This is a genomic window from Streptomyces sp. NPDC043746 (genome assembly GCF_056436485.1).
The window spans coordinates 201,704-225,773 of the sequence record NZ_JBWKCM010000001.1 but is presented as its reverse complement, the minus strand read 5'-3'; the positions used below and the strand labels follow the sequence as shown (position 1 = coordinate 225,773).

At 73.5% G+C, this 24,070-nt stretch carries 20 protein-coding genes and 1 pseudogene; 4 read left to right on the top strand and 17 right to left on the bottom strand.

The window, feature by feature from the left end:
* Positions 1–30: 30 nt before the first annotated feature.
* The 8 genes from AC0682_RS01075 to infC all read right to left on the bottom strand — a co-directional run bounded on the left by AC0682_RS01075 (position 31) and on the right by infC (position 9,476).
* Complete coding sequence (locus AC0682_RS01075) at positions 31–1,380, bottom strand: transcriptional regulator (RefSeq protein ID WP_478530371.1); 1,350 nt, start codon at positions 1,378–1,380, stop codon at positions 31–33.
* A gap of 411 nt (positions 1,381–1,791) precedes the next feature.
* Positions 1,792–4,305 (bottom strand): phenylalanine--tRNA ligase subunit beta, encoded by a 2,514-nt coding sequence (pheT, locus tag AC0682_RS01070; protein ID WP_478530369.1) that lies wholly within the window; start codon positions 4,303–4,305, stop codon positions 1,792–1,794.
* Positions 4,305–5,444: a phenylalanine--tRNA ligase subunit alpha gene (gene pheS / locus AC0682_RS01065; protein WP_254812949.1), complete on the bottom strand. Its 1,140-nt coding sequence runs from the start codon at positions 5,442–5,444 to the stop codon at positions 4,305–4,307. Before pheS ends, pheT begins: the two co-directional genes overlap by 1 nt.
* Before the next feature lie 168 nt (positions 5,445–5,612).
* On the bottom strand, positions 5,613–6,716 hold the full coding sequence (locus AC0682_RS01060; RefSeq protein WP_478530367.1) for a sensor histidine kinase: 1,104 nt from the start codon (positions 6,714–6,716) through the stop codon (positions 5,613–5,615).
* A 273-nt stretch (positions 6,717–6,989) separates the two neighbouring features.
* Complete coding sequence (locus AC0682_RS01055; protein WP_254812947.1) at positions 6,990–7,835, bottom strand: TrmH family RNA methyltransferase; 846 nt, start codon at positions 7,833–7,835, stop codon at positions 6,990–6,992.
* 196 nt (positions 7,836–8,031) lie between these two features.
* A complete protein-coding gene (gene rplT, locus AC0682_RS01050; RefSeq protein ID WP_018103794.1) occupies positions 8,032–8,415 on the bottom strand; it encodes a 50S ribosomal protein L20 in 384 nt (127 codons plus the stop codon).
* Positions 8,416–8,522: 107 nt separating this feature from the next.
* On the bottom strand, positions 8,523–8,717 hold the full coding sequence (gene rpmI / locus AC0682_RS01045; protein ID WP_019762413.1) for a 50S ribosomal protein L35: 195 nt from the start codon (positions 8,715–8,717) through the stop codon (positions 8,523–8,525).
* Positions 8,718–8,837: 120 nt separating this feature from the next.
* Positions 8,838–9,476, bottom strand: a complete 639-nt coding sequence (gene infC, locus AC0682_RS01040; protein ID WP_254813294.1) for a translation initiation factor IF-3 — start codon at positions 9,474–9,476, stop codon at positions 8,838–8,840.
* A 388-nt stretch (positions 9,477–9,864) separates the two neighbouring features.
* Here infC and AC0682_RS01035 point away from each other — a divergent pair, with 388 nt between their 5' ends.
* On the top strand, positions 9,865–10,230 hold the full coding sequence (locus AC0682_RS01035; protein WP_018487849.1) for a DUF1844 domain-containing protein: 366 nt from the start codon (positions 9,865–9,867) through the stop codon (positions 10,228–10,230).
* A 101-nt stretch (positions 10,231–10,331) separates the two neighbouring features.
* Here AC0682_RS01035 and AC0682_RS01030 read toward each other — a convergent pair whose 3' ends face one another.
* Genes AC0682_RS01030 through AC0682_RS01020 form a run of 3 tightly spaced genes read right to left on the bottom strand, consistent with a single transcriptional unit; the run spans position 10,332 to position 13,185 of the window.
* Complete coding sequence (locus AC0682_RS01030) at positions 10,332–11,060, bottom strand: SseB family protein (RefSeq protein WP_254812946.1); 729 nt, start codon at positions 11,058–11,060, stop codon at positions 10,332–10,334.
* A gap of 50 nt (positions 11,061–11,110) precedes the next feature.
* Positions 11,111–12,295, bottom strand: a complete 1,185-nt coding sequence (gene mycP, locus AC0682_RS01025; RefSeq protein ID WP_478530363.1) for a type VII secretion-associated serine protease mycosin — start codon at positions 12,293–12,295, stop codon at positions 11,111–11,113.
* Positions 12,292–13,185, bottom strand: a complete 894-nt coding sequence (locus AC0682_RS01020) for a hypothetical protein (RefSeq protein WP_478530500.1) — start codon at positions 13,183–13,185, stop codon at positions 12,292–12,294. The genes mycP and AC0682_RS01020 overlap by 4 nt, the downstream gene beginning before the upstream one ends.
* A gap of 627 nt (positions 13,186–13,812) precedes the next feature.
* On the opposite strand from AC0682_RS01020, the gene AC0682_RS01015 reads away from it, so the two are divergent.
* Positions 13,813–15,015 carry an amino acid deaminase/aldolase gene (locus AC0682_RS01015; RefSeq protein ID WP_254812944.1) on the top strand — a complete coding sequence of 401 codons (1,203 nt, stop codon included), beginning with the start codon at positions 13,813–13,815 and terminating at the stop codon, positions 15,013–15,015.
* A gap of 21 nt (positions 15,016–15,036) precedes the next feature.
* Here AC0682_RS01015 and AC0682_RS01010 read toward each other — a convergent pair whose 3' ends face one another.
* Positions 15,037–16,008: a DUF2510 domain-containing protein gene (locus AC0682_RS01010; RefSeq protein WP_254812943.1), complete on the bottom strand. Its 972-nt coding sequence runs from the start codon at positions 16,006–16,008 to the stop codon at positions 15,037–15,039.
* A 43-nt stretch (positions 16,009–16,051) separates the two neighbouring features.
* The gene (locus AC0682_RS01005) at positions 16,052–16,999 is read right to left on the bottom strand and encodes a LysR family transcriptional regulator (protein ID WP_478530361.1); all 948 of its coding nucleotides are present in this window, start codon (positions 16,997–16,999) and stop codon (positions 16,052–16,054) included.
* Between the two features lie 70 nt (positions 17,000–17,069).
* On the opposite strand from AC0682_RS01005, the gene AC0682_RS01000 reads away from it, so the two are divergent.
* Complete coding sequence (locus tag AC0682_RS01000) at positions 17,070–18,266, top strand: TDT family transporter (protein WP_478530359.1); 1,197 nt, start codon at positions 17,070–17,072, stop codon at positions 18,264–18,266.
* On the opposite strand, the gene AC0682_RS00995 is transcribed toward AC0682_RS01000, so the two are convergent.
* The 4 genes and pseudogenes from AC0682_RS00995 to AC0682_RS00980 all read right to left on the bottom strand — a co-directional run bounded on the left by AC0682_RS00995 (position 18,205) and on the right by AC0682_RS00980 (position 22,892).
* Positions 18,205–18,930 carry a helical backbone metal receptor gene (locus tag AC0682_RS00995; protein ID WP_478530357.1) on the bottom strand — a complete coding sequence of 242 codons (726 nt, stop codon included), beginning with the start codon at positions 18,928–18,930 and terminating at the stop codon, positions 18,205–18,207. The two genes, AC0682_RS01000 and AC0682_RS00995, sit on opposite strands and share 62 nt — an antisense overlap.
* 18 nt (positions 18,931–18,948) lie before the next feature.
* Positions 18,949–19,494 carry a helix-turn-helix domain-containing protein gene (locus AC0682_RS00990; protein ID WP_478530355.1) on the bottom strand — a complete coding sequence of 182 codons (546 nt, stop codon included), beginning with the start codon at positions 19,492–19,494 and terminating at the stop codon, positions 18,949–18,951.
* Positions 19,495–19,927: 433 nt separating this feature from the next.
* Positions 19,928–21,739 (bottom strand): annotated as a pseudogene (locus AC0682_RS00985) (ABC transporter permease/substrate binding protein); the annotation flags it as partial.
* A complete protein-coding gene (locus AC0682_RS00980; RefSeq protein ID WP_254812939.1) occupies positions 21,732–22,892 on the bottom strand; it encodes a quaternary amine ABC transporter ATP-binding protein in 1,161 nt (386 codons plus the stop codon). The gene AC0682_RS00980 and the pseudogene AC0682_RS00985, both read right to left, overlap by 8 nt.
* Before the next feature lie 258 nt (positions 22,893–23,150).
* Here AC0682_RS00980 and AC0682_RS00975 point away from each other — a divergent pair, with 258 nt between their 5' ends.
* Entirely contained in the window at positions 23,151–24,059 is a 909-nt protein-coding gene (locus AC0682_RS00975; RefSeq protein ID WP_478530499.1) for a 5'-3' exonuclease, read from the top strand.
* Positions 24,060–24,070 lie beyond the last annotated feature (11 nt).

Below are 24,070 nucleotides of genomic sequence, written 5' to 3'. Positions count from 1 at the left end.
CGGAACGGACGACGGGATGCGCGGCGCAGCTCACAGGGGCACGCGGAGCGCCCCGCCGATGAGATCGGCCGTCTGTACGGCGTCGGGGCAGCCGCTCTGCGCCAGCTCCCGCCCCACCTGGCGCAGCCGGTCGCGCAACCGCTGGGACTCCATCCCCCGGGCCCGCTCGGCCATTTCGGCCGCCGTACCGGCTGCTCGGTCCGGTTCGCCCTGGAGCAGCTCGATATGGCTGAGCATGGCGAGCCGGTGTACGCGCCCCCGGTCGTGCGCCGGGGCGCGCACGGCGGAGGCCGCGTGCTCCCGTGCCGCGTCCAGATCCCCGAGGCTGAGCAGCGCCTCCGCCACTTGGACGTCGACCAGGCCCGGCTGGACGTACCCGGTCTCGTCCGGCTCCCGCCCCGTGTGGATCCGGCCCGCCTGCGCCTGCGCCCGCGCGATGCAGGCGCGGGCGCCCACCGCGTCGCCGAGCTGCGCGTACGCCTTGGCCTGCATGGCGTGGAGGTCGGCGGCGAGTGCCGGGCTGATGTGGCCCCCGGCGGCCCGCAGCGCGGCCTCGGCGAAGGCGATGGAGCGGCGGTGTTCGCCGAGGAAGAGGGACTGGGTGGTCAGCAGGGCGATCACATAGCCGCCGAGCGCCCGGTCGCCGCTGGACTTGGCGAGCCGTAGCGCCTGGTGGAAGTAGCGCTGGGCGAGACCGTGGGCGTCGGAGTCGTACGCGCAGATGCCGGCCACCGCCACCAGGGCCGCCGTGGCCCGGTGCAGCCGACGCCCGAGCGCGTCGCTGTGGCCGCCGCGCAGCAGGGGTGCGGCCTCGGCGTTGAGGAAGCGGACGACCCGGGGTCTCGTCGCGATGCCGCCCGCCTTGCGGTACAGCTGCTCGTAGTGGTCGCGGGCGGAGCGGAGGGTCTCTATGGCGGCCGGGCTGACCCGCCCGGGACCGGGGCGGGAGACGTCGGTGTCCTCCGGCGGGTTCTCCCACTCCCAGACCGGCATCACCGCCGGGGTGCCGGTCACGGCGGGCACAGCGGCCAGTTCGGGGCGCTGCTGCTCGTCGGAGCGCCAGAGCGCGGTGGCCCGGTCGACGAAGCCGGAGAGAGAGACGGGGCGGGAGGCCGTCCCCGTGCCGTAGCCACCGGAGGCTCCCATGCCGATGTCGTCGAGCGCCACCGGGCGGGTCAGCCGGGCGGCCAGCACCTCGCAGATCAGGTCGGGCACCTGGCCGCGCGGCCGCTGTCCCTTGAGCCAGCGGGAGACCGCCGTATGTTCGTACCGCAGGCTCAGGCCTCTGGCCCGGCCCGCCCGGTTGATGTGACCGGCGAGCCCCGCCCGGGACATCCCGGCCTCGTCGATCAGGGATTCGAGCAGGACATTCGGCTCCATCGTCCCCCCAGGTGCGTGTCGCGACGAGCCTAGTGGAGCACGATTCACACGGGGTGTGAACGGAATGCCCGAACCCTCCCGCTGTGCACTCTGCCGCACGGGGACCGGGCTCGGTTGAATGGGCTCCTCGCAACAGGCGGCCGGGTCGTCGGCACCCCCTCGTTAGGCCTACGACCCGCACCACGCCGTCCGCACCGCCGGCCTGCCCGATACTCCGTGGCCGTGCGGACGGCGCCGGATCGCGCGCCCCACTGCCCGACGACGAAGGAGGGTGGCCGCGGCCCGGGGCCCGGAACCGCGCTTCCTCCCGGTTCCGTGTCCGGTCCGCACGCGGTCCCCCGCCGCCCGCGCGAGAAGGGGAAGGGGCGTATCCGGTTGCCGGATACGCCCCTTCCTGACGCCCAGGGGGTGCTATGCCCCGCGCAGCACGGCGCCCGTGCGCTCGGCGGCCAGGGCCACCGCGCTGTCGCGGGCGGCCGAGGCCTCCTCGACGGTCAGGGTGCGGTCGGCGGCGCGGAAGCGGAGCGCGTACGCCAGCGACTTGTTGCCCTCGCCGATCTGCTCGCCCGTGAAGACGTCGAACAGCCGCAGCGATTCGAGGAGCTCACCCGCGCCCTCGCGCAGCGCCCGCTCCACGTCGGCGGCCGGGACGTCCCCGGCGACGACGAGCGCGACGTCCTGGGTCGCCACCGGGAAGGTGGAGATCCGAGGTGCCTGGAGCGCTCCGTCGACGGCCTGCTCCAGGACGTCCAGCTCGACCTCGGCGGCGCAGGTCCGCTCGGGCAGGTGGAGCGCCTTGATGACGCGCGGGTGGAGTTCGCCCGCGTGTCCGAAGAGGGTCTCCTCGCCGTTCACGGTGACATACAGCGCGGCGCAGCGGCCCGGGTGCCAGGGGGCGTGCTGGTCGGCGCGGACGGTGACCTCCACGCCTGCCTCGGCGGCGATCGAGCGGGCCGCCTCGACGGCGTCCGCCCAGGTGGCCGGGGTGCCCTTGCCCCACCAGCCGGCCTGCTCACGGGCGCCCGCGAGGACGACGGCGGCGCGGCGCGGCTGGCGCGGCAGGGCCGCGTTCAGCCCGGCGATCTCCTCGTCGGTGGGGCGGCGGTCGACGGGCAGCCGGACGGCGGGCGTCTCCTCACCCGTGGGCCGGAAGACCAGGCCCGTCTCGAAGAGCGCCAGGTCGTGGCTGCCGCGGCCGTCGTTGCGCCGCAGTGCGCCGAGGAGGCCCGGCAGCAGCGTGGTGCGCAGCGAGGGCTCCTCGTCGGAGAGCGGGTTGACGAGCCTGACCGTACGGCGGCGGGCGTCGTCCTTCTCCAGACCGAGCTGGTCCAGGACGGCGTCCCCGATGAACGGGTAGCTCAGCGCCTCGACGAAACCGGCTCCGGCCAGCACCCGGCCGATGCGGCGGTGCAGCCGCTGGCGGTCGGTGAGACCGCGGCCGGAGGGGGGCGTCGGCAGGGTGGAGGGCAGGTTCTCGTAGCCCTCCAGGCGGATGACCTCTTCGGCCAGGTCGTTCGGCTCGCCCAGGTCGGGCCGCCAGGACGGGACGGTGACGATCAGCTCGTCCTGCCCGTAGACATCGCAGCCGACCTCCTGGAGGCGGCGGACGACGGTCTCGCGCCCGTACGCCACACCCGCGACCCTGTCCGGGTGGTCGGCGGGCATGGCGATGGTGCGCGGGGCGGAGGGGGCGGTGATCTCGGTGACCCCGGCCTCGGCGGTGCCGCCCGCGAGGAGGACCAGCAGGTCCACCGTGCGCTGCGCGGCAGCGGCGGCGGCCTGCGGGTCGACGCCGCGCTCGAAGCGCTTGGAGGCCTCGGAGGACAGCTTGTGGCGGCGCGCGGTGCGGGCGATGGAGATCGCGTCGAAGTGCGCGGCCTCGATGACGACCTCGGTGGTGAGGGCGTGCTCGCCGTCCGCGTCCGCGATCTCGGTGTTGGCGCCGCCCATGACGCCCGCGAGGCCGATCGGACCGCGGTTGTCGGTGATGACCAGGTCCTCGGCGTCCAGCACGCGGACGGTGCCGTCCAGGGTGGTGAGCTTCTCGCCCTGGGTGGCGCGGCGCACGCCGATCGGCCCGTCGACCCGGTTGCGGTCGTAGACGTGCAGCGGCTGGCCCAGCTCCAGCATCACGTAGTTGGTGATGTCGACGGCCAGCGAGATCGGGCGCATCCCGGCCTTCTGCAGGCGGCGCTGCATCCAGATCGGGGAGCGGGCCTCGGGCTGGAGACCGGTCACGGTGCGGGCGGTGAAGCGGTCGCAGCGAAGCGGGTCGGAGATCTGTACCGGGTAGCCGTACGCGTTGGGCGCGGGCACGTCCAGCAGCGCCGGGTCGCGCAGCGGCAGCCCGTAGGCGGTCGCGGTCTCGCGGGCGACCCCGCGCATGGACAGGCAGTAGCCCCGGTCCGGGGTGACGGCGATGTCCAGGACCTCGTCGACGAGCTGGAGCAGCTCGATCGCGTCGGTGCCGACCTCGTGCTCCGGCGGCAGCACGATGATGCCGTGCGTGCCGTCGTCGCCCATGCCCAGCTCGTCGGTGGAGCAGATCATGCCGTGCGAGGTCTTGCCGTACGTCTTGCGGGCGGCGATCGCGAAGTCGCCGGGCAGGACCGCGCCCGGGAGGACCACGACGACCTTGTCGCCGACCGAGAAGTTGCGGGCGCCGCAGACGATCTCCTGCGGCTCGCCGGTGCCGTTGGCGGTGCCGACGTCGACGGTGCAGAAGCGGATGGGCTTCTTGAACCCCTCCAGCTCCTCGATGGTCAGGACCTGCCCGACGACCAGGGGGCCCTTGAGGCCCGCGCCGATCTGCTCGACGGTCTCGACCTCGAGTCCGACGGAGACGAGCTTGGCCTGTACGTCACGGCCGGTCTCCGTCTCCGGCAGGTCGACGTACTCCCGCAGCCAGGAAAGCGGGACGCGCATCAGATCTCCATCCCGAACGGCCGGGTGAACCGGACGTCACCCTCGACCATGTCTCGCATGTCTTCGACGTTGTGGCGGAACATCAGCATCCGTTCGATGCCGAACCCGAAGGCGAATCCGCTGTACTTCGTGGGGTCCACACCGCAGGCGGTGAGCACCTTGGGGTTGACCATGCCGCAGCCGCCCAGCTCGATCCAGCCTTCGCTGCCGCAGGTGCGGCAGGGGCGGTCGGGGTTGCCGACGGACTCGCCGCGGCAGACGTAGCAGACCATGTCCATCTCGGCGGACGGCTCGGTGAACGGGAAGAAGTTCGGCCGCAGCCGGGTCTTCATGTCCGGGCCGAAGAGCGCCTGGACCATGTGGTCGAGGGTGCCCTTGAGGTCGGCCATGGTGAGGCCCTCGTCGACGGCGAGCAGCTCGATCTGGTGGAAGACCGGGGTGTGCGTGGCGTCCAGCTCGTCGGTGCGGTAGACCCGGCCGGGGCAGACCACGTAGACGGGGGGCTTGCGCTCCAGGAGGGAGCGGGCCTGGACGGGCGAGGTGTGCGTACGCAGCACGACGCCGGACTCGTCGCCCTCGGTCGCCTTGCCGTCGGCCGTAGTGCCCTGGACGAAGAAGGTGTCCTGCATCTGGCGGGCCGGGTGGTCGGGCACGAAGTTCAGGGCGTCGAAGTTGAACCACTCCGCCTCGACCTCGGGGCCCTCGGCGATCTCGTAGCCCATGGCCACGAAGACGTCCGCGACGCGCTCCATGATGGTCGTCAGCGGGTGGCGGGCGCCGGCCGGGGTGCGGTCGTAGGGCAGTGTGACGTCCACGGCCTCCTCGACGAGCACCCGGGCGTCGCGCTCGGCCTCCAGCTCGGCCTGGCGGGCGGCCAGCGCCTTGGAGACGGCGCCACGGGCCTGGCCCACGCGCTTGCCCGCCTCGGCCTTGGCCTGCGGGGGCAGGGCGCCGATCTCGCGGTTGGCGAGCGACAGGGGCGAGGTACCTCCGGTGTGCGCGGTCTTCGCCTGGGCGAGCGCGTCGAGGTCGCCGGCGGCGGCGAAGGCGGCGAACGCCTCGTCCCGCATGCGCTCGATCTCTTCCGGTTTCAGTGCCTCGACCTCGACTGGGTCGTACGACTTGTTCGGTGCCGACATCTCTTCCCGTGCTTCCGATTGGCTGGTGGCGCGACCCGGCTGGAGAGCGCTGGACGCAAAGGTGCCAAAGGTCGAGTCTAAGGGCCGCAGGGCGGTCGGGGAGCCCGTGGGCGCCTCAGGCCCTTCCGTCCCCCCACTCCGCCCTGGCTGATTGGTTCGCAGACCCCTCTAGTTCAGATAGGCGGGCGCGCTCACGGGCAGGGTAAATCGGAACTCGGCCCCGCCGCCGGTCCCCCGGTCGACGGTGATCGTCCCGCCGTGCGCCTCGACGATGCCCTTGACGATGTAGAGGCCCAGCCCGGTGCCGCCGCGCTTGCTCCCCCGCCAGAAGCGGGTGAAGACGCGGCCCATCGACTCCTCGGGGATGCCGGGTCCTTCGTCGCTCACGGTGACAGCCGTTCCCATCTCGTCGCAGCCGCCCGGCGCGGGTGCGGGGGCGATATCGATGGTGACGGTTCCCTCGCCGTGGCGCACCGCATTTTCCAGGAGGTTCCCGAGGACCTGGTCGATCTTGTCGGGGTCGGCCCAGAGATCGGGCAGCGGCCCGCGGGCACGGACCCGGAAGCGGTCGGGTGCCTGGCCGCCCGCGATGAGCGCCTGGATGTGGCGGGCGACGGCGGCGGCGATGTCGACGGGCTGGCGGCGCAGCTCCAGGCGGCCGGAGTCGATGCGGGAGATGTCGAGCAGTTCGGCGATGAGCCGGGTGACCCGTCCGGCGTCCGCGTCGACGGTCTCCAGCATCAGCCGCTTCTGGTCGTCGGTGAACCGCTCCCACTTGGCGAGCAGGGTGGCGGTGAACCCTTTCACCGAGGTGAGCGGGGAGCGCAGCTCGTGCGCGACGGTGGCGATCAGCTCGGCGTGGCTGCGTTCGGTACGCCGACGGGCCTCGGTGCCGCGCAGCGAGACGACCACCCGGCGTACGGGGCCGGTCGGGTGCTCGCGTACGTAACGGGCGGAGACCAGCACCTCACGGCCGCCGGGCAGCAGGAGGTTCCGCTCGGGCTGGCCGCCCCGGGTGGCGAGGCCTCCGTACGGGTCGGTCAGCGCCCACCAGCGCTTGCCCTTGAGGTCCTCCAGCGGGAGCGCGGCCTCCAGCGGGCGGCCGAGGGCCTGGGAGCGGGGGGTGGCGGTGATGCGGGTGGCGGCGGCGTTGAAGCAGATGACGCGGCCGCTCTCATCGGCGACGACGAGCCCGTCGGGCAGGTCGTCGGGGTCGATGCCGGTGCCGTCCACGCGCGCGGCGGCGGTGCGCGCCGGTCGCGGCGAACTCATGCCGACAGCAGCCATACTCCCGTATCCCCACCTCTCGAACCGGTGCAGTGGGCCCCCGAGTTCGTCACCCTACTAGCCGTCGGGGAACCGGCGACACCCTGTGGGGGCGCGCGGAGGGAGTGCGCCGGTGGACGACGTACGGCAATGGCCGGGACCGTTCGGTGACGGAGCGTCGGACGGGCCCCGGTGACGTGCCCGGGGCGGGGCCGTACGCGCGGGGAAGCCGGGTTGCGCGTCCGGAGCGGGGCCGGCCGTACGTGTCGGGGAGCGGGGTCACGCCTCCGGTGCGCGGCGCGGGCGCTGGGCGCGGGCGGAGGCGTAGAGGCAGACGGCGGCGGCGGTGGCCAGGTTGAGGCTCTCCGCCCTGCCGTGGATCGGGACGCGGACGACGGCGTCGGCCAGCGCCCGGGTCTCCTCGGGCAGCCCCCAGGCCTCGTTGCCGAAGACCCAGGCGGTCGGGGTCCCCATGGTGCCCGCGTCCAGTTCGTCGTCCAGGTCGTCGTCCCCGGCCCCGTCGGCGGCGAGGATGCGCACCCCGGCGTCCCGGAGCCCCCGCACCGCCTGCTCGACGGGGACGCCGACGGAAACGGGCAGATGGAAGAGCGAACCGACCGACGCCCGCACGGACTTGGGGTTGTAGAGGTCCACGGAGGCGTCGGTGAGCACGACCGCGTCGGCGCCCGCCGCGTCGGCGCAGCGCAGCACCGTGCCGGCGTTCCCGGGGTCGCGGACGTTGGCCAGGACGGCCACCAGGGTGGGCCGGGCGTCCAGGATCTCCTGGAACGGGGAGTCCAGGAAGCGGCAGACGCCGATGAGGCCCTGCGGGGTGACGGTCTGCGAGACGTCGGCGAGGACGTCGTCACCGGCCAGGTGGACCCGGGCACCCGCCGAGTGGGCGGCGGCGACGATGTCGGCGTACCGCTCGGCGGCCTCGGGGGTGGCGAACAGTTCGATGAGGGTGGGCTGCCCGTCGCCGCCCCGGTGGGCGGCGGCCTCGCGCACGGCCTGGGGCCCCTCGGCGATGAACCTGCGCTCCTTGCCGCGGAAGTTGCGGCGGGCCAGCCGACGGGCGGCGGCGACGCGCGGGGAGCGCGGGGAGATCAGTTCGGGGGTGCCCATGGTCGGCGGCGGGCCTCTCTGCTCTGCGTGCGGCGGTGGGGTCGGCGTACGGGGGCGTACGGCGATGGGGTCTGCGCGTGAAGGGGCGTACGGCGGGCGTACGACCGTGGGGCGCGGCGGCGGCAACGCACCGGACCCGCAGGCGGCGGGCGCCTGCGGGTCCGGTTCACGTACGACCTGGAAGGTGGGGCCTGGATCAGGCGGCCTTCGGGGCGTTGACGTCGCTCGGGAGGGCCTTCTGGGCGACCTCGACGAGGGCGGCGAACGCGTTGGCGTCGTTGACCGCGAGCTCGGCCAGGATCTTGCGGTCCACCTCGATGTTGGCGGCCTTCAGACCCTGGATGAGGCGGTTGTACGTCATGCCGTTCTGGCGGGCAGCGGCGTTGATGCGCTGGATCCACAGCTGACGGAAGTCGCCCTTGCGCTTCTTGCGGTCGTTGTAGTTGTAGACCAGGGAGTGGGTGACCTGCTCCTTGGCCTTGCGGTACAGGCGCGAACGCTGACCGCGGTAACCGCTGGCCTGCTCGAGGATCGCCCGGCGCTTCTTGTGGGCGTTGACTGCCCGCTTGACGCGTGCCACTTGTTAACTCCTTGTAGCGGGGCCGTGGGTGTCTTCACACGGCCCGGAAACGAATCGGTCCCGGTGTGATCGAGGTCGTGCCCCCGGAACGGTCCGGGGGCCGGGCCTCACTTGCCGAGAAGCTTCTTGATCTTCTTGGCGTCGGCCGGAGCCACGACGACCGTGCCGGTCAGCGAGCGGGTCTTCTTGGACGACTTGTGCTCGAGCAGGTGGCGCTTGCCGGCCCTCTCGCGGAGCACCTTGCCGGAGCCGGTGACCTTGAAGCGCTTGCTGGCACCGCTGTGCGTCTTGTTCTTCGGCATCGCGCCGTTCTCTCCTCGTCAGTGGCGCCCCTCACGGTGCGGGCACCGGACTGCAGGGGCGTCAGTCTCTATGGGGTTCCGGGGGGACCCGGGGGGCGCCTGGGTGGCGGCCCCCGGAGGTCACGCCTCGGAAGGTGTGTCGGCCGAAGCCTCGGCGCTGTCGCCCTCGGACGCGGCGTCGGTGGAACCCTGACGCTCCGCCTTGCGGGCGGCCTGGGCCTCGCGGGCCTCGGCCATGGCTTCGGTCTTCTTCTTGTGCGGGCCCAGAACCATGATCATGTTCCGGCCGTCCTGCTTCGGGTTGGACTCGATGAAGCCCAGGTCCTCCACGTCCGAAGCGAGACGCTGGAGCAGTCGGAAGCCCAGCTCAGGGCGGGACTGCTCACGACCACGGAACATGATCGTGATCTTGACCTTGTCGCCCTGCTTGAGGAACCGGACGACGTGACCCTTTTTGGTGTCGTAGTCGTGCGGGTCGATCTTCGGCCGGAGCTTCATCTCCTTGATGACCGTGTGCGCCTGGTTCTTGCGCGCCTCACGGGCCTTCATGGCCGACTCGTACTTGAACTTCCCGTAGTCCATGAGCTTGCACACGGGCGGACGGGCTGTCGCCGCCACCTCGACCAGGTCGAGGTCGTACTCCTGTGCGAGTTCCAGGGCCTTGGCAAGCGGGACAATGCCGACCTGCTCGCCGCTGGGACCGACAAGTCGGACCTCGGGAACGCGAATCCGGTCGTTGATGCGGGGCTCGGCGCTGATGGATCCTCCTCGGTAGCACCACGCGACCGCCTGGCGGACAGCCGCGTAACGTCTGTAACGTCAAGACCAACCGAGCCGGAAGCGCAAAAATGCCCCGGACGGGACACAGGCGGGGCTCCTGGAACTACCGGAACACCGCCACGGTGAACCGCGGGGCGCATCGGGCGGCTCCATCGTCCGTACGGAACGATGGGGACCGCCTGACCGGTGACCCGCCGTCCGGTTCGGACGGCCAGGTGGGAGATCGGAGCCTCCACTTGTGGGCCGGGCACGCAGGTGACCGGCCGGTCGTTGTTACAGGTTAACAGCCGACCTGCCAAGGCGCTAATCCCCCGGTGCCCGGCCTCCCGGGGACCGGGCCCCGGCGTCCGGGCCTTATCGTGTGGGCATGAGCGACGCGACCCCCACCAGCAGTGAGAACCCCGGCTTCGACGCCATGGCCCGCGACATCGCGGAGGTCCCCGCCGTCGAGGTCATCGTGACGGTCGCCGTCAACCTGATGAGCGCGGCGGCGGTGAAGCTCGGCCTCACGGAGGAGGGCGAGGAGCACAAGGACCTGGACGAGGCCCGCAAGCTGGTCCACGCCCTGGCCGGGCTGCTGGACGCCTCCACCACGGAGATCAGCACCTTCCACGCCTCGCCGCTGCGCGACGGCCTGAAGTCCCTCCAGCTCGCCTTCCGCGAGGCCTCGCTGGTACCGGACGAGCCGGGCAAGGGCCCGGGCGAGAAGTACACGGGCCCGGTCTACGGCTAGTTTCCCGAGGCCGTACGCGACCGAGCCCGCCGCCCTTTCATAGGGGGGTGGGCTCGGTCGCGTAGGGGCTCAGCGGCCTGCCCGCACGGGCGTGCGCGGGCTCAGCGGCTGAAGAGCGGCTCCCCCGGTGCGGCGGCTGTGGCCGGGAGCAGGGCCAGGTCCAAGCCGCCGACCAGCCGGGCCCTCAGCGCCTCGCTGGCGGAGAGCGCCTCGGCCACCCGGCGGGCCGCCTCGGCGGGGACCGCGTCCGGGGCGAGGACCAGGGCGAGGGTGCCGTCAGCCCGGCCCGGGCCCAGGTGGGCGCGGAGCACGGCGGGCTCGGCGGCGACCACGTCCCGTACGGCGTCGAGCACCGCCGGGTCCCGGAGCGGGTCGGTGCTGGTGCGGTTCTCCGCCAGGGCCAGGAGCGCCTGGCCGCTCAGCTCGAAGGCGACGGGCCCGGCGAGGTCCAGCACCAGGGTGTCGGCCTTCTCGTGCGCGGCGGCCTGGAGCGCCTGGTGCAGCGGTACGGCGACGGGGCGCGCCTCGGGGTCCCAGCGGGCCAGCGAGTCGGTCGAGGTGAAGGCGGGCAGCGCACGCCGGTCACCGGCCTTGAGGGTGGGGACGGCCATGTCGCTGGTCTTCTCGCGCCGCAAGCCGTTCTCGTCCTCCTCGACCTCACCGAGGACGGCGACGACGGGAACGAGGAGCCGGGCCTCCCGGAGGGCCGCGAGGACCGGGCCGAGGGCGGTGCGGTCCTTCGACCAGGCTTCCAGCGCGCTGGTCAGGGCCGGGGACGCCGAGCCGTCGTCGTCGGAGAAACCGGGGTCCGGGATGTTCTTGAGCGCCACGGGACGAGCGTAGTGCCTGCGGCCGGGGCCAGGCCGCCAGGGGTGGCGGCTCAGCGGCGGCCGGAGGCGTTCCGGCCACGCCACAGGACGACCGCCGCCGCCAGCAGGGCCGCGCCGAGGGCCCCGGCGAGCAGGGCGGCCCCGTTGGCCGGGTCCTCGTCGGCGGGCGGCGGGGTGGGGCCGGGGCCGAAGTACTTCTCGCGGTGGCCCGCCGGGGCGGCCTGGGCGCCGAGGTCGCCGGGGCGCAGCCGGGAGCCCGCCTCGATGGCCTCCGCCGGGTCGACCATCCCGTACCCCCGGGCGTCGTCGCGTCCTCCGGCGGGGGCGTCGCGGGCCGTGTCGGCCAGGAGCTTCTTGATCTGGGCGGGGTCGAGGCCGGGGTGGGCCGCGCGGACCAGGGCGACGGCGCCGGAGACGAAGGCGGCGGCGGCCGAGGTACCCCACTCGATGTAGTAGTGGCCGTCCGGGTTGGCGACGACGATGTCGACGCCGGGTGCGCTGACGGTGGCGTACCAGCGGCGGGTGGAGAAGGAGGCGTGGGTGCCGTACGCGTCGACGGCGGCGACCGCGATCACGCCGGGGTAGGCGGCCGGGTAGGAGATCCGGTCCCCCTTCTCGCCGCCGTTGCCCGCCGAGGCGACCACGGAGATGCCCTTGGAGAGGGCGTACTGGATGGCGGAGTCCTCGCCCGGGTCCGGGTGGGCGGACTCGCTGTCGTCGCCCAGGGAGAGGTTGATGACGTCGGCGCCGTTGTCGGCGGCCCAGCGGATGCCGTCGGCGAGGGCGGTGCCGCGGGTCTTGCGGGCCTTGGCGCGGGCGGGGTCCTTGGACTCCAGGATGACCCGGACGGGCAGGATCTTGACCTCGGGGGCGATGCCGAGGACGCCGTCGGCGCGGCCGGGGCCGTTGCCGCGTCCGGCGATGATCCCGGCCATCGCGGTGCCGTGCAGGGCCCAGGAGGAGTCGCCGCGCGTGGCGCCGAAGCCGACGAGGTCCTTGCCGGGGAGCACCTGGCCGACCAGGTCGGGGTGGGAGCCGTCGACCCCGGTGTCCAGGACGGCGACGGTGACGCCCGCGCCCTTCGTGGTCTGCCAGGCGCGGTCGGTGTGCAGGGCCGCCAGGGCCCACTGCTGGTCGCGGATGGCGTCCGCGTGGGCGGGAGGGGCGGGGGTGAGCGCGAGGACGGCGGCGGCGCAGACCGCGGCGAGGGCGCGGCGGGGTCGTCGTCGGGTCATGCGGGGGGCTCCACGAGGTCGGTGACGGTCTTGCGGAGCCCTCGCTCCACCCGGTCCGCGATGCCCTTGGCCTCATGGCCGAGCCCGGCCTGGGCGATGTCCGTGTCGGCGCCCGTCTCGGTGGCCGCGTCGGCGGGCTGCGGTTCGGGGACGGTGCGGGCGTCGGCGAAGCCGGAGACGGCGAAGACGACGACGGGGATCTCGGTGAGCGGCCGGACGGTCCAGCTGGCCCGTTGCTGGTCGCCGAACCCGGCGGCGAGGGTGCCCTCGGGGGCGTACGTACGCGGCATCAGGTCCTTGCGCCCGGCGAGCCGCTGCTCGGTGAACCGGGTGCTCAGTGCCTGCATCCCGGCCTCGTCGGCCTCGGTGACGACCACGCCGACGGTGGTGACGGAGGAGCGGGTGACGTCGGTGTAGGTGGCGCGCACCATCCGCTCGCAGCCGACGGAGCGCAGGGTGGCGCGCAGCAGCGGGTCGAGCCCGTGGGAGCAGTCGCTGTCCGGGGCGACGGAGAGCCGGATCCAGGTGCGGTTGGTCCCGCCGGGCCCGGCGCCGGTGCCCTTGAGGGTGGGCGGGAAGAGCGTGTCGACGGGGACGCTGTGCCAGACGGTACGGCCGGTGGCGTACGGGGTCCGGGGCGGCTCGGCGGAGGAGTCGCCGGTCAGCCAGGCCCCGGTGGCCGCCCCGCCGATCAGCCCGAGCCCGAGCACGACGCAGACCGCCGACGCAACCGCCCGCCACCGCGGCCGCCCCGACGGGACGGGCCGCAGCCGGGTGGTGGTCTCCACGGGCGTCTCGGGATACCCGTAACGCGCCGGCACCCGGTACGCCCCCGGAGGCGGCGGCTGCGGAGCGGCCCCCGGCGCCGGGGTGAGGTCGACGGCCCCCACGGGCCTGCGCCGGGTGGTGAAGGCGGGCGGCGGCCCGGGGTGGGTGGGGTGGGGGCCGGGGGCAGGGGGTTCGGACGGCCCAGGGCGGGTGGGGGCGTCGGCTGCGGCGGGCGGTGGCGCCTGCGGGGGCGCGGGGGCGCCGGCCGGGTTCGGTGGTACGGGAGGGGCGGCGGGCACGGCCACGGTCGCCGCGGCATCCGTCCGCACCGTCGGCGGAGCGTCGGGCGCCGGTGGGGTGGAGGACCGCGGGGCGGAAGCGGAAGGTGCGGAATCCGTCGGCTGCGCAGGCGCCTGCGGGGCCGTCGGTCGGGCGGGCGCCTGCGGGGTCGTCGCCGGGGCCGAGGGGACCGGAGCCGTGGGCGGAGGGGGGGCCGCCGGGGAAGCGGAAGGCGGCGGAGACGTCGGGCGCGGGGGTACGGGAGCGCGTTGCGCTTCGGTACTCATCCGGCCCCCTGGTTCACTTCCCGTACCGACCACGGATCACCGCCGCCGTCAGGCGTGTTGGTGCTCGCGTGCCCGTCACTCTACGGGCTGCGGGCGTACGGCGGGGAACGGGACGTCCGGCCTCGGCCGATCTGCCCCGTACGTCCCCTACCCAGGGGTAGCGCTCTCTGGCAAGCTGCGGCCATGACTGCCCGTGCCGCCGACCGGGCCCGGTACGACCGGGCCACCGCCCATCTCGACGCCCCGCTGGCGATCGTCGATCTGGAGGCGTTCGACGACAACGCCGACGATCTGGTGGCCCGGGCGGGCGGGAAGCCGATCCGGGTGGCAAGCAAGTCCGTGCGGTGCCGGGCCCTGTTGGAGCGGGTGCTCGCGCGGCCCGGGTTCGCCGGGATCATGTCGTTCACGCTGGAGGAGTCGCTCTGGCTGGCGCGGGCCGGGTTCGACGACGTCCTGCTGGCGTATCCGTCCGCCGACCGGGCCGCCTTCGCGGAGCTGGCCGCCGATCCGAAGCTGGCCGCAGCCGTGACGGTGATGGTGGACGACCACTCCCAGCTGGAGCTGATCGACGCCTCCCGGGCCGGTGGGCGGGAGGAGATCCGGGTCTGCCTGGAGCTGGACACCTCGCTGCGGCTGCTGGGCGGCCGGATCAGGATCGGCGCGCTGCGCTCTCCCCTGCGCTCCCCCGCCCAACTCGCCGAGCTGGCCCGATCGGTGGCGCGTCGGCCGGGGTTCCGGCTCGTGGGGCTGATGGCGTACGAGGGTCATGTCGCCGGGGTCGGGGACGCGGTGGCCGGGCGGCCGCTGCGGTCTGGGGCGATCCGGCTGATGCAGGCCGCCGCCCGCAAGGAGCTGGCGGTCCGCCGGTCCGAGGTGGTGCGGGCCGTGCGGGCGGTCGCGCCCGGGCTGGAGTTCGTCAACGGCGGCGGCACCGGCAGTGTGCAGCACACGGCGGCCGAGGCCGCGGTCACGGAGGTCGCCGCCGGGTCGGGGCTCTACGTACCCCGCCTCTTCGACAACTACACCTCGTTCACCGCCCGCCCGGCCGCCCTGTTCGCCCAGCCCGTGGTACGGCGGCCCGGCGTGGGCGTGGTGACGGTGCTCGGCGGCGGCTACCCGGCGTCGGGGGCGGCGGGCGCGGACCGCTCCCCCGTCCCGTACCTCCCCGAAGGGCTGCGCTACGACGCGCAGGAGGGCGCGGGCGAGGTCCAGACGCCGCTGCTCGGCTCCCCCGCCGACGATCTGCTGATCGGGGACAAGGTCTGGTTCCGGCATGCCAAGGCCGGTGAGCTGTGCGAGCGTTTCGACGCACTGCGGCTGATCGAGGGCGACCGGATCACGGCGACCGTCCCGACGTACCGGGGGGAAGGGAAGACCTTCCTGTGAACCCCGCCCCGCCAGGTGAGGTCAGGGGCCGATCGTCGAGCCCACGCCGCCGTTCGCCGTGCTGTCCCCGATCGGGCGGATCGACCGGGTGATCGTGTCCATCAGGGAGAGCGGCAGCTCCGGCCGGTCCGCGTCGAAGGCGAACCGGACGATCACCGGCGCCTCGGTGCCCACGGTCGAGGGGAACGCCACGGACTGCACCACCCCGCCGGGGCCCTTCCCGGTGACGACCCGCCAGCGCACCAGGTAGCCGGTACGCCCGGCGACCGCGACCGGGCCCTCCTTGAGCACCTGGTGGGAGGTGATCCCGCCGTGGGTGCGCCGGCCGAGGGTGTCCTCCTCGTAGGCCTTGTCGGCGGCCGTGGTGATGTCGGCCTCCGCGATGGCCTTGGGGTCGGTCTGGTCGGCACGGGCGGTCCGGGTGGAGACCGTGCCCCGGTAGCAGAAGCCGGAGGTGCCGGGGCAGTCGTAGGAGACGGCGGTCCGCATGGTGGGGACGCCGCCGGTGGCGGTCTTCGCCTTCTCCCAGCCCTCGGGCACCGCCAGCGTGATCCCGTTGAGCTGGTCGACGAGGACGGCGGGGTCGTCCTCCGGAGCGCCGTCCTCCGAGGTGGGCGTGGCGGAGGGGGCGGCTGCGGTGGCGGCCGGGGCGGACGGGCTGGGCCCCGGGGCCGCTCGCGTACCGCTGTCGTCGCGGCCCAGCAGGACGACGGCGGTGACCGCCGAGCCCAGGACCAGCAGACCCGCGAGGGCGATCGCCAGGACCTTCGTCCGGCCGCCGCCGCGGGGAGCGGGCTGCGGGGGCCCGAACGTCTGCGGCGCGGAGGGCTGCTGGGCCGCTTCGGGCGCGTACGGCCGTCGGGCCGGTTCGGCCGGGGCGGTGGTGGCGGCGAGCGGGCGGGTGTGCGCGGTCCAGGCCGTGCCGTCCCACCAGCGCTCGGTGCCGGGTGTGCCCGCGTCCGGGTACCAGCCGGGCGGCGTCACGAAGGTCATGGGGCCACTCTAGGCGGCGGTCGCCGCCGGAGGTTCGCAGCGGCTACGGGGCACCCGGCACCCCGCTCCGGCCGGTGCGGGAGAGCAGGTCGCGGGCCGGGCCCGTGGGGCGGTGGCCCGCCGGCCAGACGGCCCGCAGCTGGCGGCGCAGCCGTACGCCCGCGACCGGGACCTCGACCAAACGGCGGGCGGACAGCTCCTCGCCGAGGGCCAGCTCGCTCAGGACGCACGGTCCGGCGCCGCTTACCGCCGCGCCCTTCACGGCGGTCGTGGAGGAGAGTTCCAGCAGGGACGGGGCGAGCCCGCCGTGGACGGCGAGGGCCGCGTCCAGGACCTGCCGGGTGCCGGAGCCGTGCTCGCGCAGGATCAGCGGGGTGGCGGCCAGTTCGTCCGGGAGCAGCGGGGTGCGGCGGCGGGCCCACGGGTGGGCGGGGGCGACCACGACGACCAGGCGGTCGTGGGCGATGACCGTGCCGTCGAGCCCTTCCGGTATCGACAGGCCCTCGACGAAGCCCAGGTCGGCCTCGCCGGTCACCAGGCGGCGGGCGACGTCCGCCGAGTTGCCGACGTGGAGCGAGACGGCGGTGTCCGGGCGGTCGGTGCGCAGGGCGATCAGCCAGCCGGGCAGCAGGTATTCGGCGATGGTCATGCTGGCCGCGACCCGCAGCCGGGAGTCCCGCCGGTCGCGCAGCGCCTGCGCCCCCGCGTCGAACGCCTCGGCGGCCTCCACCACGCGGCGCGCCCAGTCGGCGACGAGGGCGCCCGCGCCGGTCAGCCGGGAGCCGCGCGGGGAGCGGTCGAGCAGGGCCACGCCGAGCCGGCGCTCCATGGAGCGGATGCGGCTGGAGGCGGCGGGCTGGGTGATGCCGAGGTCCTTGGCGGCCCGGCCGAGGCTGCCGTGGCGGGCGACGGCGAGCAGCAGCTCCAGCGCCCCGAGGTCGGGGACCCGGTGGGAGAGGGGGGTGGGGGGCACGGGCGTTTCCCTGCTCATAAAGTCACCTTATGACCTCATAGGGGCGGAGTCCCTGGTGGGCCCGGGAGGGCGGGCGAAGAATCGTGGCATGGCCATCTTTCCGCAGACCAGCGCCCCCCTGTCGGCCCCCGGCACCGCTCCCCTCCCCTCTCCGGACGGCCGGCGTCCGGACGCCGGTACGCAGCCGCGGCTGCCCGCCCTGCGGCACATCGGCCCCAACTGGTACGCGAGCGTCATGGGCACCGCGATCGTGGCCGCCGCCGGGGCGGCGCTCCCGGTCGGCGTGCCCGGCCTCCGCACCGCGTGCACCGTCGTCTGGGGGCTCTCCGCCCTCCTGCTGGCCGCCGTCCTCGCCGCCCGGACCGGACACTGGCTCCACCACCGCGACCAGGCCCGCACCCACCTCCTGGACCCGGCCGTCGCCCCCTTCTACGGGTGCCTCTCCATGGCGCTGCTGGCGGTCGGCGGGGCGACGCTGACGGTGGGGGCGGACGTCATCGGCGCGCGGGCCGCGCTCGCCGTGGACGTGGTGCTCTTCGTCGCGGGGACGGCGATCGGGCTGGGGGCCGCCGTGGTGGTCCCGTATCTGATGGTCGTGCGGCACCGTCCGGCGCCCGGGACCGCGTCGCCCGTCTGGCTGCTGCCGCTGGTCGCCCCGATGGTCTCGGCCACGCAGGGTGCGCTGCTGGTGGCCCATGTGCCCGAGGGGCAGGGGCGGGAGGCGCTGCTGCTGGCCTGCTACGCCATGTTCGGGCTCTCCCTGCTGGCCACACTGGTGATGCTGCCGCTCGTCTTCGCCCGGCTCGTCCACCACGGTCCGCTGCCCCTGGCGCTGGCCCCGACGCTCTTCCTGGTGCTGGGGCCGCTGGGCCAGTCGACGACCGCCGTGAACCAGTTGGCCGACGCGGCTCCGGGGGCGGTGGCGAGCCCCTACGCCTCGGCGTTCGGCGCGTTCGCCGTGCTCTACGGGGTGCCGGTGATGGGGTTCGCGGTGCTGTGGCTGGCGCTGGCGGGCGCGATGGTGATCAGAGCGGCGCGGGACGGCATGGGGTTCGCGATGACGTGGTGGGCGTTCACCTTCCCCGTCGGTACGTGTGTGACAGGGGCGGCCGGACTGGCCCGGCACACCGGGCTCTCCGCCCTGACCTGGCTGGCCGTGGCGCTCTACGTGTTCCTGGTGGTGGCGTGGGTGGTGGCCGGGGTGCGGACCGTTCGCGGGGTGGTCAGCGGAGTGCTGACGGCAGCTCCCGCGCGGCCCGCGCCAGTGACGGCCCGTACCAGGTGAGCAGGCGGCCGTCGACGAGGGCGGCGGGCAGGCCGGGGAAGGCCTCGGGGCCGTCGTCCGTGGTGAAGCGGTAGGGCTCGTCCGGCAGCACGACCAGCTCGGCGCCGGACGCGTTCAGGTCGTCGAGCGCGATGCGCGGGTAGCGCTCGGCGTGGTCCGCGTAGACGTTGCGCACCCCGAGCCGGGCCAGCAGGTCCCCTGCGAAGGTGTCGGAGCCGAGCACCATCCAGGGGCGGCGCCAGATCGGCACGATCGCGGGGCGCGGGCTCGCGGCGGGGGCGGGGAGTGCGGCCCAGGCGGCCTCGGCCTCGTCCAGCCAGCGGGGGCGGGGCAGGCCGCAGCCGGCGGTGAGGACCCGGTCCAGCTCGGTGAAGGCCTGCTCCAGGGTGCGGATCCCGGTGACCAGGACGTCCAGCCCGGCCGCCCGGAGCGCCGCGAGGTCGGGGGCGCGGTTCTCCTCCTCGTTGGCGATCACCAGATCCGGGGCGAGGGCGGTGATCGCGGCCACGTCCGGGTTCTTGGTGCCGCCGATCCGGGCGGCGGCGAGGTCCGCCGGGTGCGTGCACCAGTCGGTGGCCCCGACGAGCAGCCCGGGGGCGGTGGCGGCGACGGCCTCGGTGAGGGAGGGGACCAGGGAGACCACACGCGGGGGTACGTTCGGCATGTCGGACGCTCCCGGTGCTCAGCGCCGTGAGTCGTACGTGGCGTCGATGTGCTCCGCGACTGCGACGAGCAGGAGCCGGGTGCCGGGGCGAGTGGCGCGCCAGCGGTGCCGTACACCGCCGGAGAGGAACAGGGTGTCGCCGCGCTCCAGCCGGTACGCCTGGCCCTCCGCCTCCACCTCGGCGGCGCCCTCCACGACGTACATCAGCTCGTCGTTGCGGTGCTGGAACTCGCGCCCGAGGTCGATCTCGCCGGTGAACTCCAGGGCGCTGAGCTGGTGGCGGCCGCGCACCACCCGGCGTACGCCGTCGCCCTCCTCGCCTCGTACGACGTCAACCGCGCGGGCCGAGTCGGCGGCGGCCCGCAGCCGGGAGGCGGTGGTCTCCAGGGCCTCGGCGACCCGGTCGAGGGAGCGGGCGCTGGGGCGGGCGCGCTCGTTCTCGACCTGGCTGAGGAAGGGCACGGAGAGCCCGCTGCGCCCGGCGACCGCGGCCAGCGTGAGGCCCAGGGTGCGGCGTCTGCGACGGACCGCGGCACCCACCCGCGGTGTGTCCTTGTCGTCCATGAGCGGCTCCCTCCCACCTCAGCCATCCTCCCGGCTGCCAGCACCTTACGCACATGGTTGCGCAAGACGTCCGGTAATCGGCCCCCGGACAGCCGGAAGGGGTGGGCCCCGCCCATCGGCGGAGCCCACCCCTCACCTGCGCTTTTGCTGGACCGGAGCCTCTACGGGAGCGCCATGGTGCCCGCGGTGCCCGGATTGTCGTCCGTCCAGGCCTCCACGGTCTGCTCCTCGTGGCCCGCGCCGCGTTTCCGGATCCCGTTGCTCCGGACCACCGAACTGCTTCCCGTTCAGCCGGGAGCCGAGGTCCGTCAGCTGGTCACCGTCACTGTCCCAGCAGTTCTTCCGCAGGGGCGGACCCGGCGGCCCGGACGGGGCGCTGGCGCTCGTCCTTCCCGGCCGCGGCCACCTGCTGCGCCCCGGCGGCCCGGGCGTTCTCGGCGCCCTCGGGGACCGGGGTCCACTGGTCCGCGACGCCCGGGTTGGCCTCCAGCCAGATGCGGACGGCCTCCTGCTCCTTGCCCGCGCCGGTCTTCTGGATCTCGGCTTCGAGGCTGGTGAGCTGCTTCTCGGTCATCTTGAAGCTCCCCAGCCACTGCGCGATCTCGGGCTGGTCCTGGGCGAAGCCCTTGCGCGAGAGGGTGTGGACGCCGTCGCCCTCGCCCCAGAGCTTCTTGGGGTCGGCGAGCTTGGTGAGGTCGTACTCGTTGTAGGCCCAGTGCGGCGACCAGAGCGGGACGACGATCGGTTCCTTCCTGGCGTACGCGCGCTTCAGCTCGGCCAGCATGGACTGGGTGGAGCCGTCGACGAGCTTGTACTCCTTGTCCAGGCCGTACCCCGGCAGGAGCTTCGACTTCAGCAGGCCCATCTCACCGGCGCTGGGCTCGATGCCGACGATCCGGCCCTTGAACTCGGAGGCCCGGCCCTTCAGGTCCTCCATGGACGTGATGTCGCTCATGTAGGCCGGGACGGCCAGCTCCAGCGAGGTGGGGGCGTACCAGGCGCCGAGGTCGTCCAGGCGGTCCTGGTACTTCTCCCAGTAGCTGGCGTGGGTGACGGGGAGCCAGGAGTCGGTCTGGAAGTCGATCTGGCCGTTGGCCATACCGGTGTAGAGCGATCCGGCCTCGTACTGGGTGACGTCGACCTCGAAGCCGCGGCGCTCCAGCATCTCCTTCCAGAGGTACGTGGAGGCGATGCCCTCGTCCCAGGGGATGTAGCCGATACTGACCTTCTTGCCCGCGCCGATCTGCGGGGTGCCGGAGGCGGTGGTGTTCTTGGCGGAGCCACCGAAGACGCCCATGCCGCCCGCGACGAGCGCGAGGGCGACGACGCCGGCGACCGCGACGACGGGCTGCGGACGGTACGTCCAGATCTTCCAGCCCTCGGAGGCGGCCTGGGCCCTGGCGGCGGCGCGGCGGCCCAGCGGGGAGACCTCGCGGCCGAGTGCGCCGGTCATCCGGTCCAGGTACATGGCGAGGATGACGATGGAGATGCCCGCCTCGAAGCCGAGGCCGACGTCGATGTTGCCGATCGCGCGGTAGACGGAGCCGCCGAGCCCGCCGCCGCCGACCATGCCCGCGATGACGACCATGGAGAGGCCCAGCATGATGACCTGGTTGATGCCCGCCATGATCGTGGGCAGCGCCAGCGGGAGCTGGACGCGCAGCAGGGTGTTGCGCGAGGTGGTGCCGAAGGCCTCGGCCGCCTCGACGAGTTCGCCGTCGACCTGGCGGATGCCGAGTTCGGTCATCCGGACGCCCGGGGGCAACGCGAAGATGATGGTGGCGATGATGCCGGGAACCACTCCGACGCCGAAGAAGATGACGCCGGGGATCAGGTAGACCATGGCGGGCATGGTCTGCATGAAGTCCAGGACCGGCCGGATCAGCGCGCTGACGGTCTTGGACCGGGAGGACCAGATGCCGAGCGGTACGGCGATGGCCAGCGTGACGATCGTGGCGACGAGCACCAGGGTGAGGGTGTCCATCGCCTCGGCCCACAGCTCGACGGAGTCGATGAGGGTGAACCCGGCGAAGGCCAGCAGTCCGGCCGGAAGGCCGCGCAGCCACCAGGCGATGATCGCGACGATACCGGCGAAGAGGAGCGGGTGGGGGCCGGAGAGGACGGCGGCTATGCCGTCGAACATGCCCCCGACGACCGTACTGATCGCGTCGAAGAGCCAGGAGAGGTGGGTCTGAAGCCAGTCGACGGCGGAGTCGACCCAGTCACCGAGAGGAAGCCTAGACACGGGCCACCTTCTTCACGTCGTTCTCGCCGGTGCCGTTCTCGACCGCATCGTTGTCGGACGGCGTGGCCTGCGGTGGTCCCGTGGGGGTCATCGGGTCGCCGAGGACGGCGAGCAGCCGGGAGCCGGGGACGACGCCGACGAGCTCGCCCTCGGCGTCGGTGACGGCCACCGGGTCCGTGCTCGTCGAGCAGGGGCCGAACAGCTCGATGACCGGCGTGGACGTTCCGACCGTGGCGGGAGCGGCGGCGAGGACGTCCTGCGGGGTGCGCAGCTCGGTGCCGGCCTCGGAGGTGGAGCCCATCACGGTGTGGGGTTCGGCCATGATGGCGCCCGCCGTGAGGACCCGGGAGCGGTCGACGTCCTGGGTGAAGGAGGCGACGTAGTCGTTGGCCGGGGTGACGAGGATGTCCTCGGCGGTCCCGAGCTGGACGATCCGCCCGTCGCGCATCACGGCGATCCGGTCGCCCAGGCGCATGGCCTCGTTGAGATCGTGGGTGATGAAGACGATGGTCTTCTTCAGCCGCTTCTGGAGCTCCAGGAGCTGGTCCTGCATGTCACGGCGGATCAGCGGGTCGAGCGCGCTGAAGGACTCGTCCATGAGGAGCAGGTCGGCGTCGGTGGCGAGCGCGCGGGCGAGGCCGACGCGCTGCTGCATACCGCCGGACAGCTCGTCGGGCCAGGAGTCCTCCCAGCCGGCCAGGCCGGTGAGCTGGAGGGCCTCGGTGGCACGCTCGATCCGCTCGGCCTTGGGCACGCCCTGGACCTCCAGGCCGTACGCGGCGTTGTCCAGGACGCTCCGGTGCGGGAAGAGCGCGAAGTGCTGGAAGACCATGCTGATCTTGGTGGAGCGCACCCGGCGCAGCTCGCGGGGGGCCAGGGCGGTCAGGTCCTGGCCGTCGAAGAGCACGCGTCCGGCGGTGGGTTCGAGCAGCCCGTTGAGCATCCGCAGCAGGGTGGACTTGCCCGAGCCGGAGAGGCCCATCACGACGAAGATCTGGCCCGGCTCCACCGTGAAGGAGGCGTCGATCACCGCTGCGGTCGTTCCGTCGGCCCGGAGTTCGTCGCGGTCCGCGCCGTCCTCCAGCTTCCGGACGGCTTGATCGGGTCGTCGGCCGAACACTTTGTACAAGTTTTCGGCTTGCAGCCTTGACACATGCACCTCACGGGTTGAACTGAAAAACGGTCTGCCACCCCCGCCGGCAGACCGTGGAGCGGTGCGGGTTCGGCCCGCATGGCACGTGCCCGTGGGAAAGGGGACGTGGTTCGCTCCGGTGGCGCGCCTGCCCGTCCTTACACGGACCAAACGGAAGAGTGACCCAGCTCACGGAAGCGATGCTTTTCGGTCACCGGGAGCCATCGGCGACGACTGTCGGTGGCGTGGGGCATCATCGGTTCCGTGACGCGACGCCTGATGCTCCTCGACACCGCCTCCCTCTACTTCCGCGCCTATTTCGGCGTCCCCGACTCGGTGCGCGCGCCGGACGGGACCCCGGTCAACGCCGCGCGCGGGCTGCTCGACTTCATCGCCCGCCTGGTGCAGGACCACCGACCGGACGAGCTGGTGGCCTGCTGGGACAACGACTGGCGCCCTCAGTGGCGGGTGGATCTGATCCCGACGTACAAGGCGCACCGGGTGGCCGAGGAGACTCCCGCCGGGCAGAGCGACGAGGAGGAGGTCCCGGACACGCTCTCCCCGCAGGTCCCGATCATCGAGGACGTGCTGGACGCGCTGGGTATCGCCCGGGTCGGTGTCACGCCGTACGAGGCGGACGACGTGATCGGCACGCTCACCGCCCGCGCCACCGGCCCGGTGGACATCGTGACCGGCGACCGCGATCTGTACCAGCTGGTCGACGACGCCCGGCAGGTGCGGGTGCTCTATCCGCTCAAGGGGGTCGGCACGCTCCAGCTGACCGACGAGGCGTGGCTCCGCGAGAAGTACGGGGTGGACGGGGCGGGCTATGTGGACCTGGCCCTCCTCCGCGGCGACCCGAGCGACGGACTCCCTGGCGTGCCCGGCATCGGCGAGAAGACGGCGGCCAAGCTGCTGGACGCGTACGGGGACCTGGCCGGGATCATGGCCGCGGTGGACGACCCGAAGGCGAAGCTCACCCCCTCGCAGCGCAAGCGGCTGGACGAGGCGCGGGACTATGTGGCGGTCGCGCCGAAGGTCGTGCGGGTGGCGACGGACGTGCCGCTGCCCGACTTCGACCCGGTACTCCCCCGCGAGCCGCGCGACCCGGCCGCCCTGGAAGCGCTCGCCGGGCAGTGGGGGCTGGGCGGGGCGCTTCAGCGGCTCCTCACCACACTCCGGACCTGAAGTGTTAACTT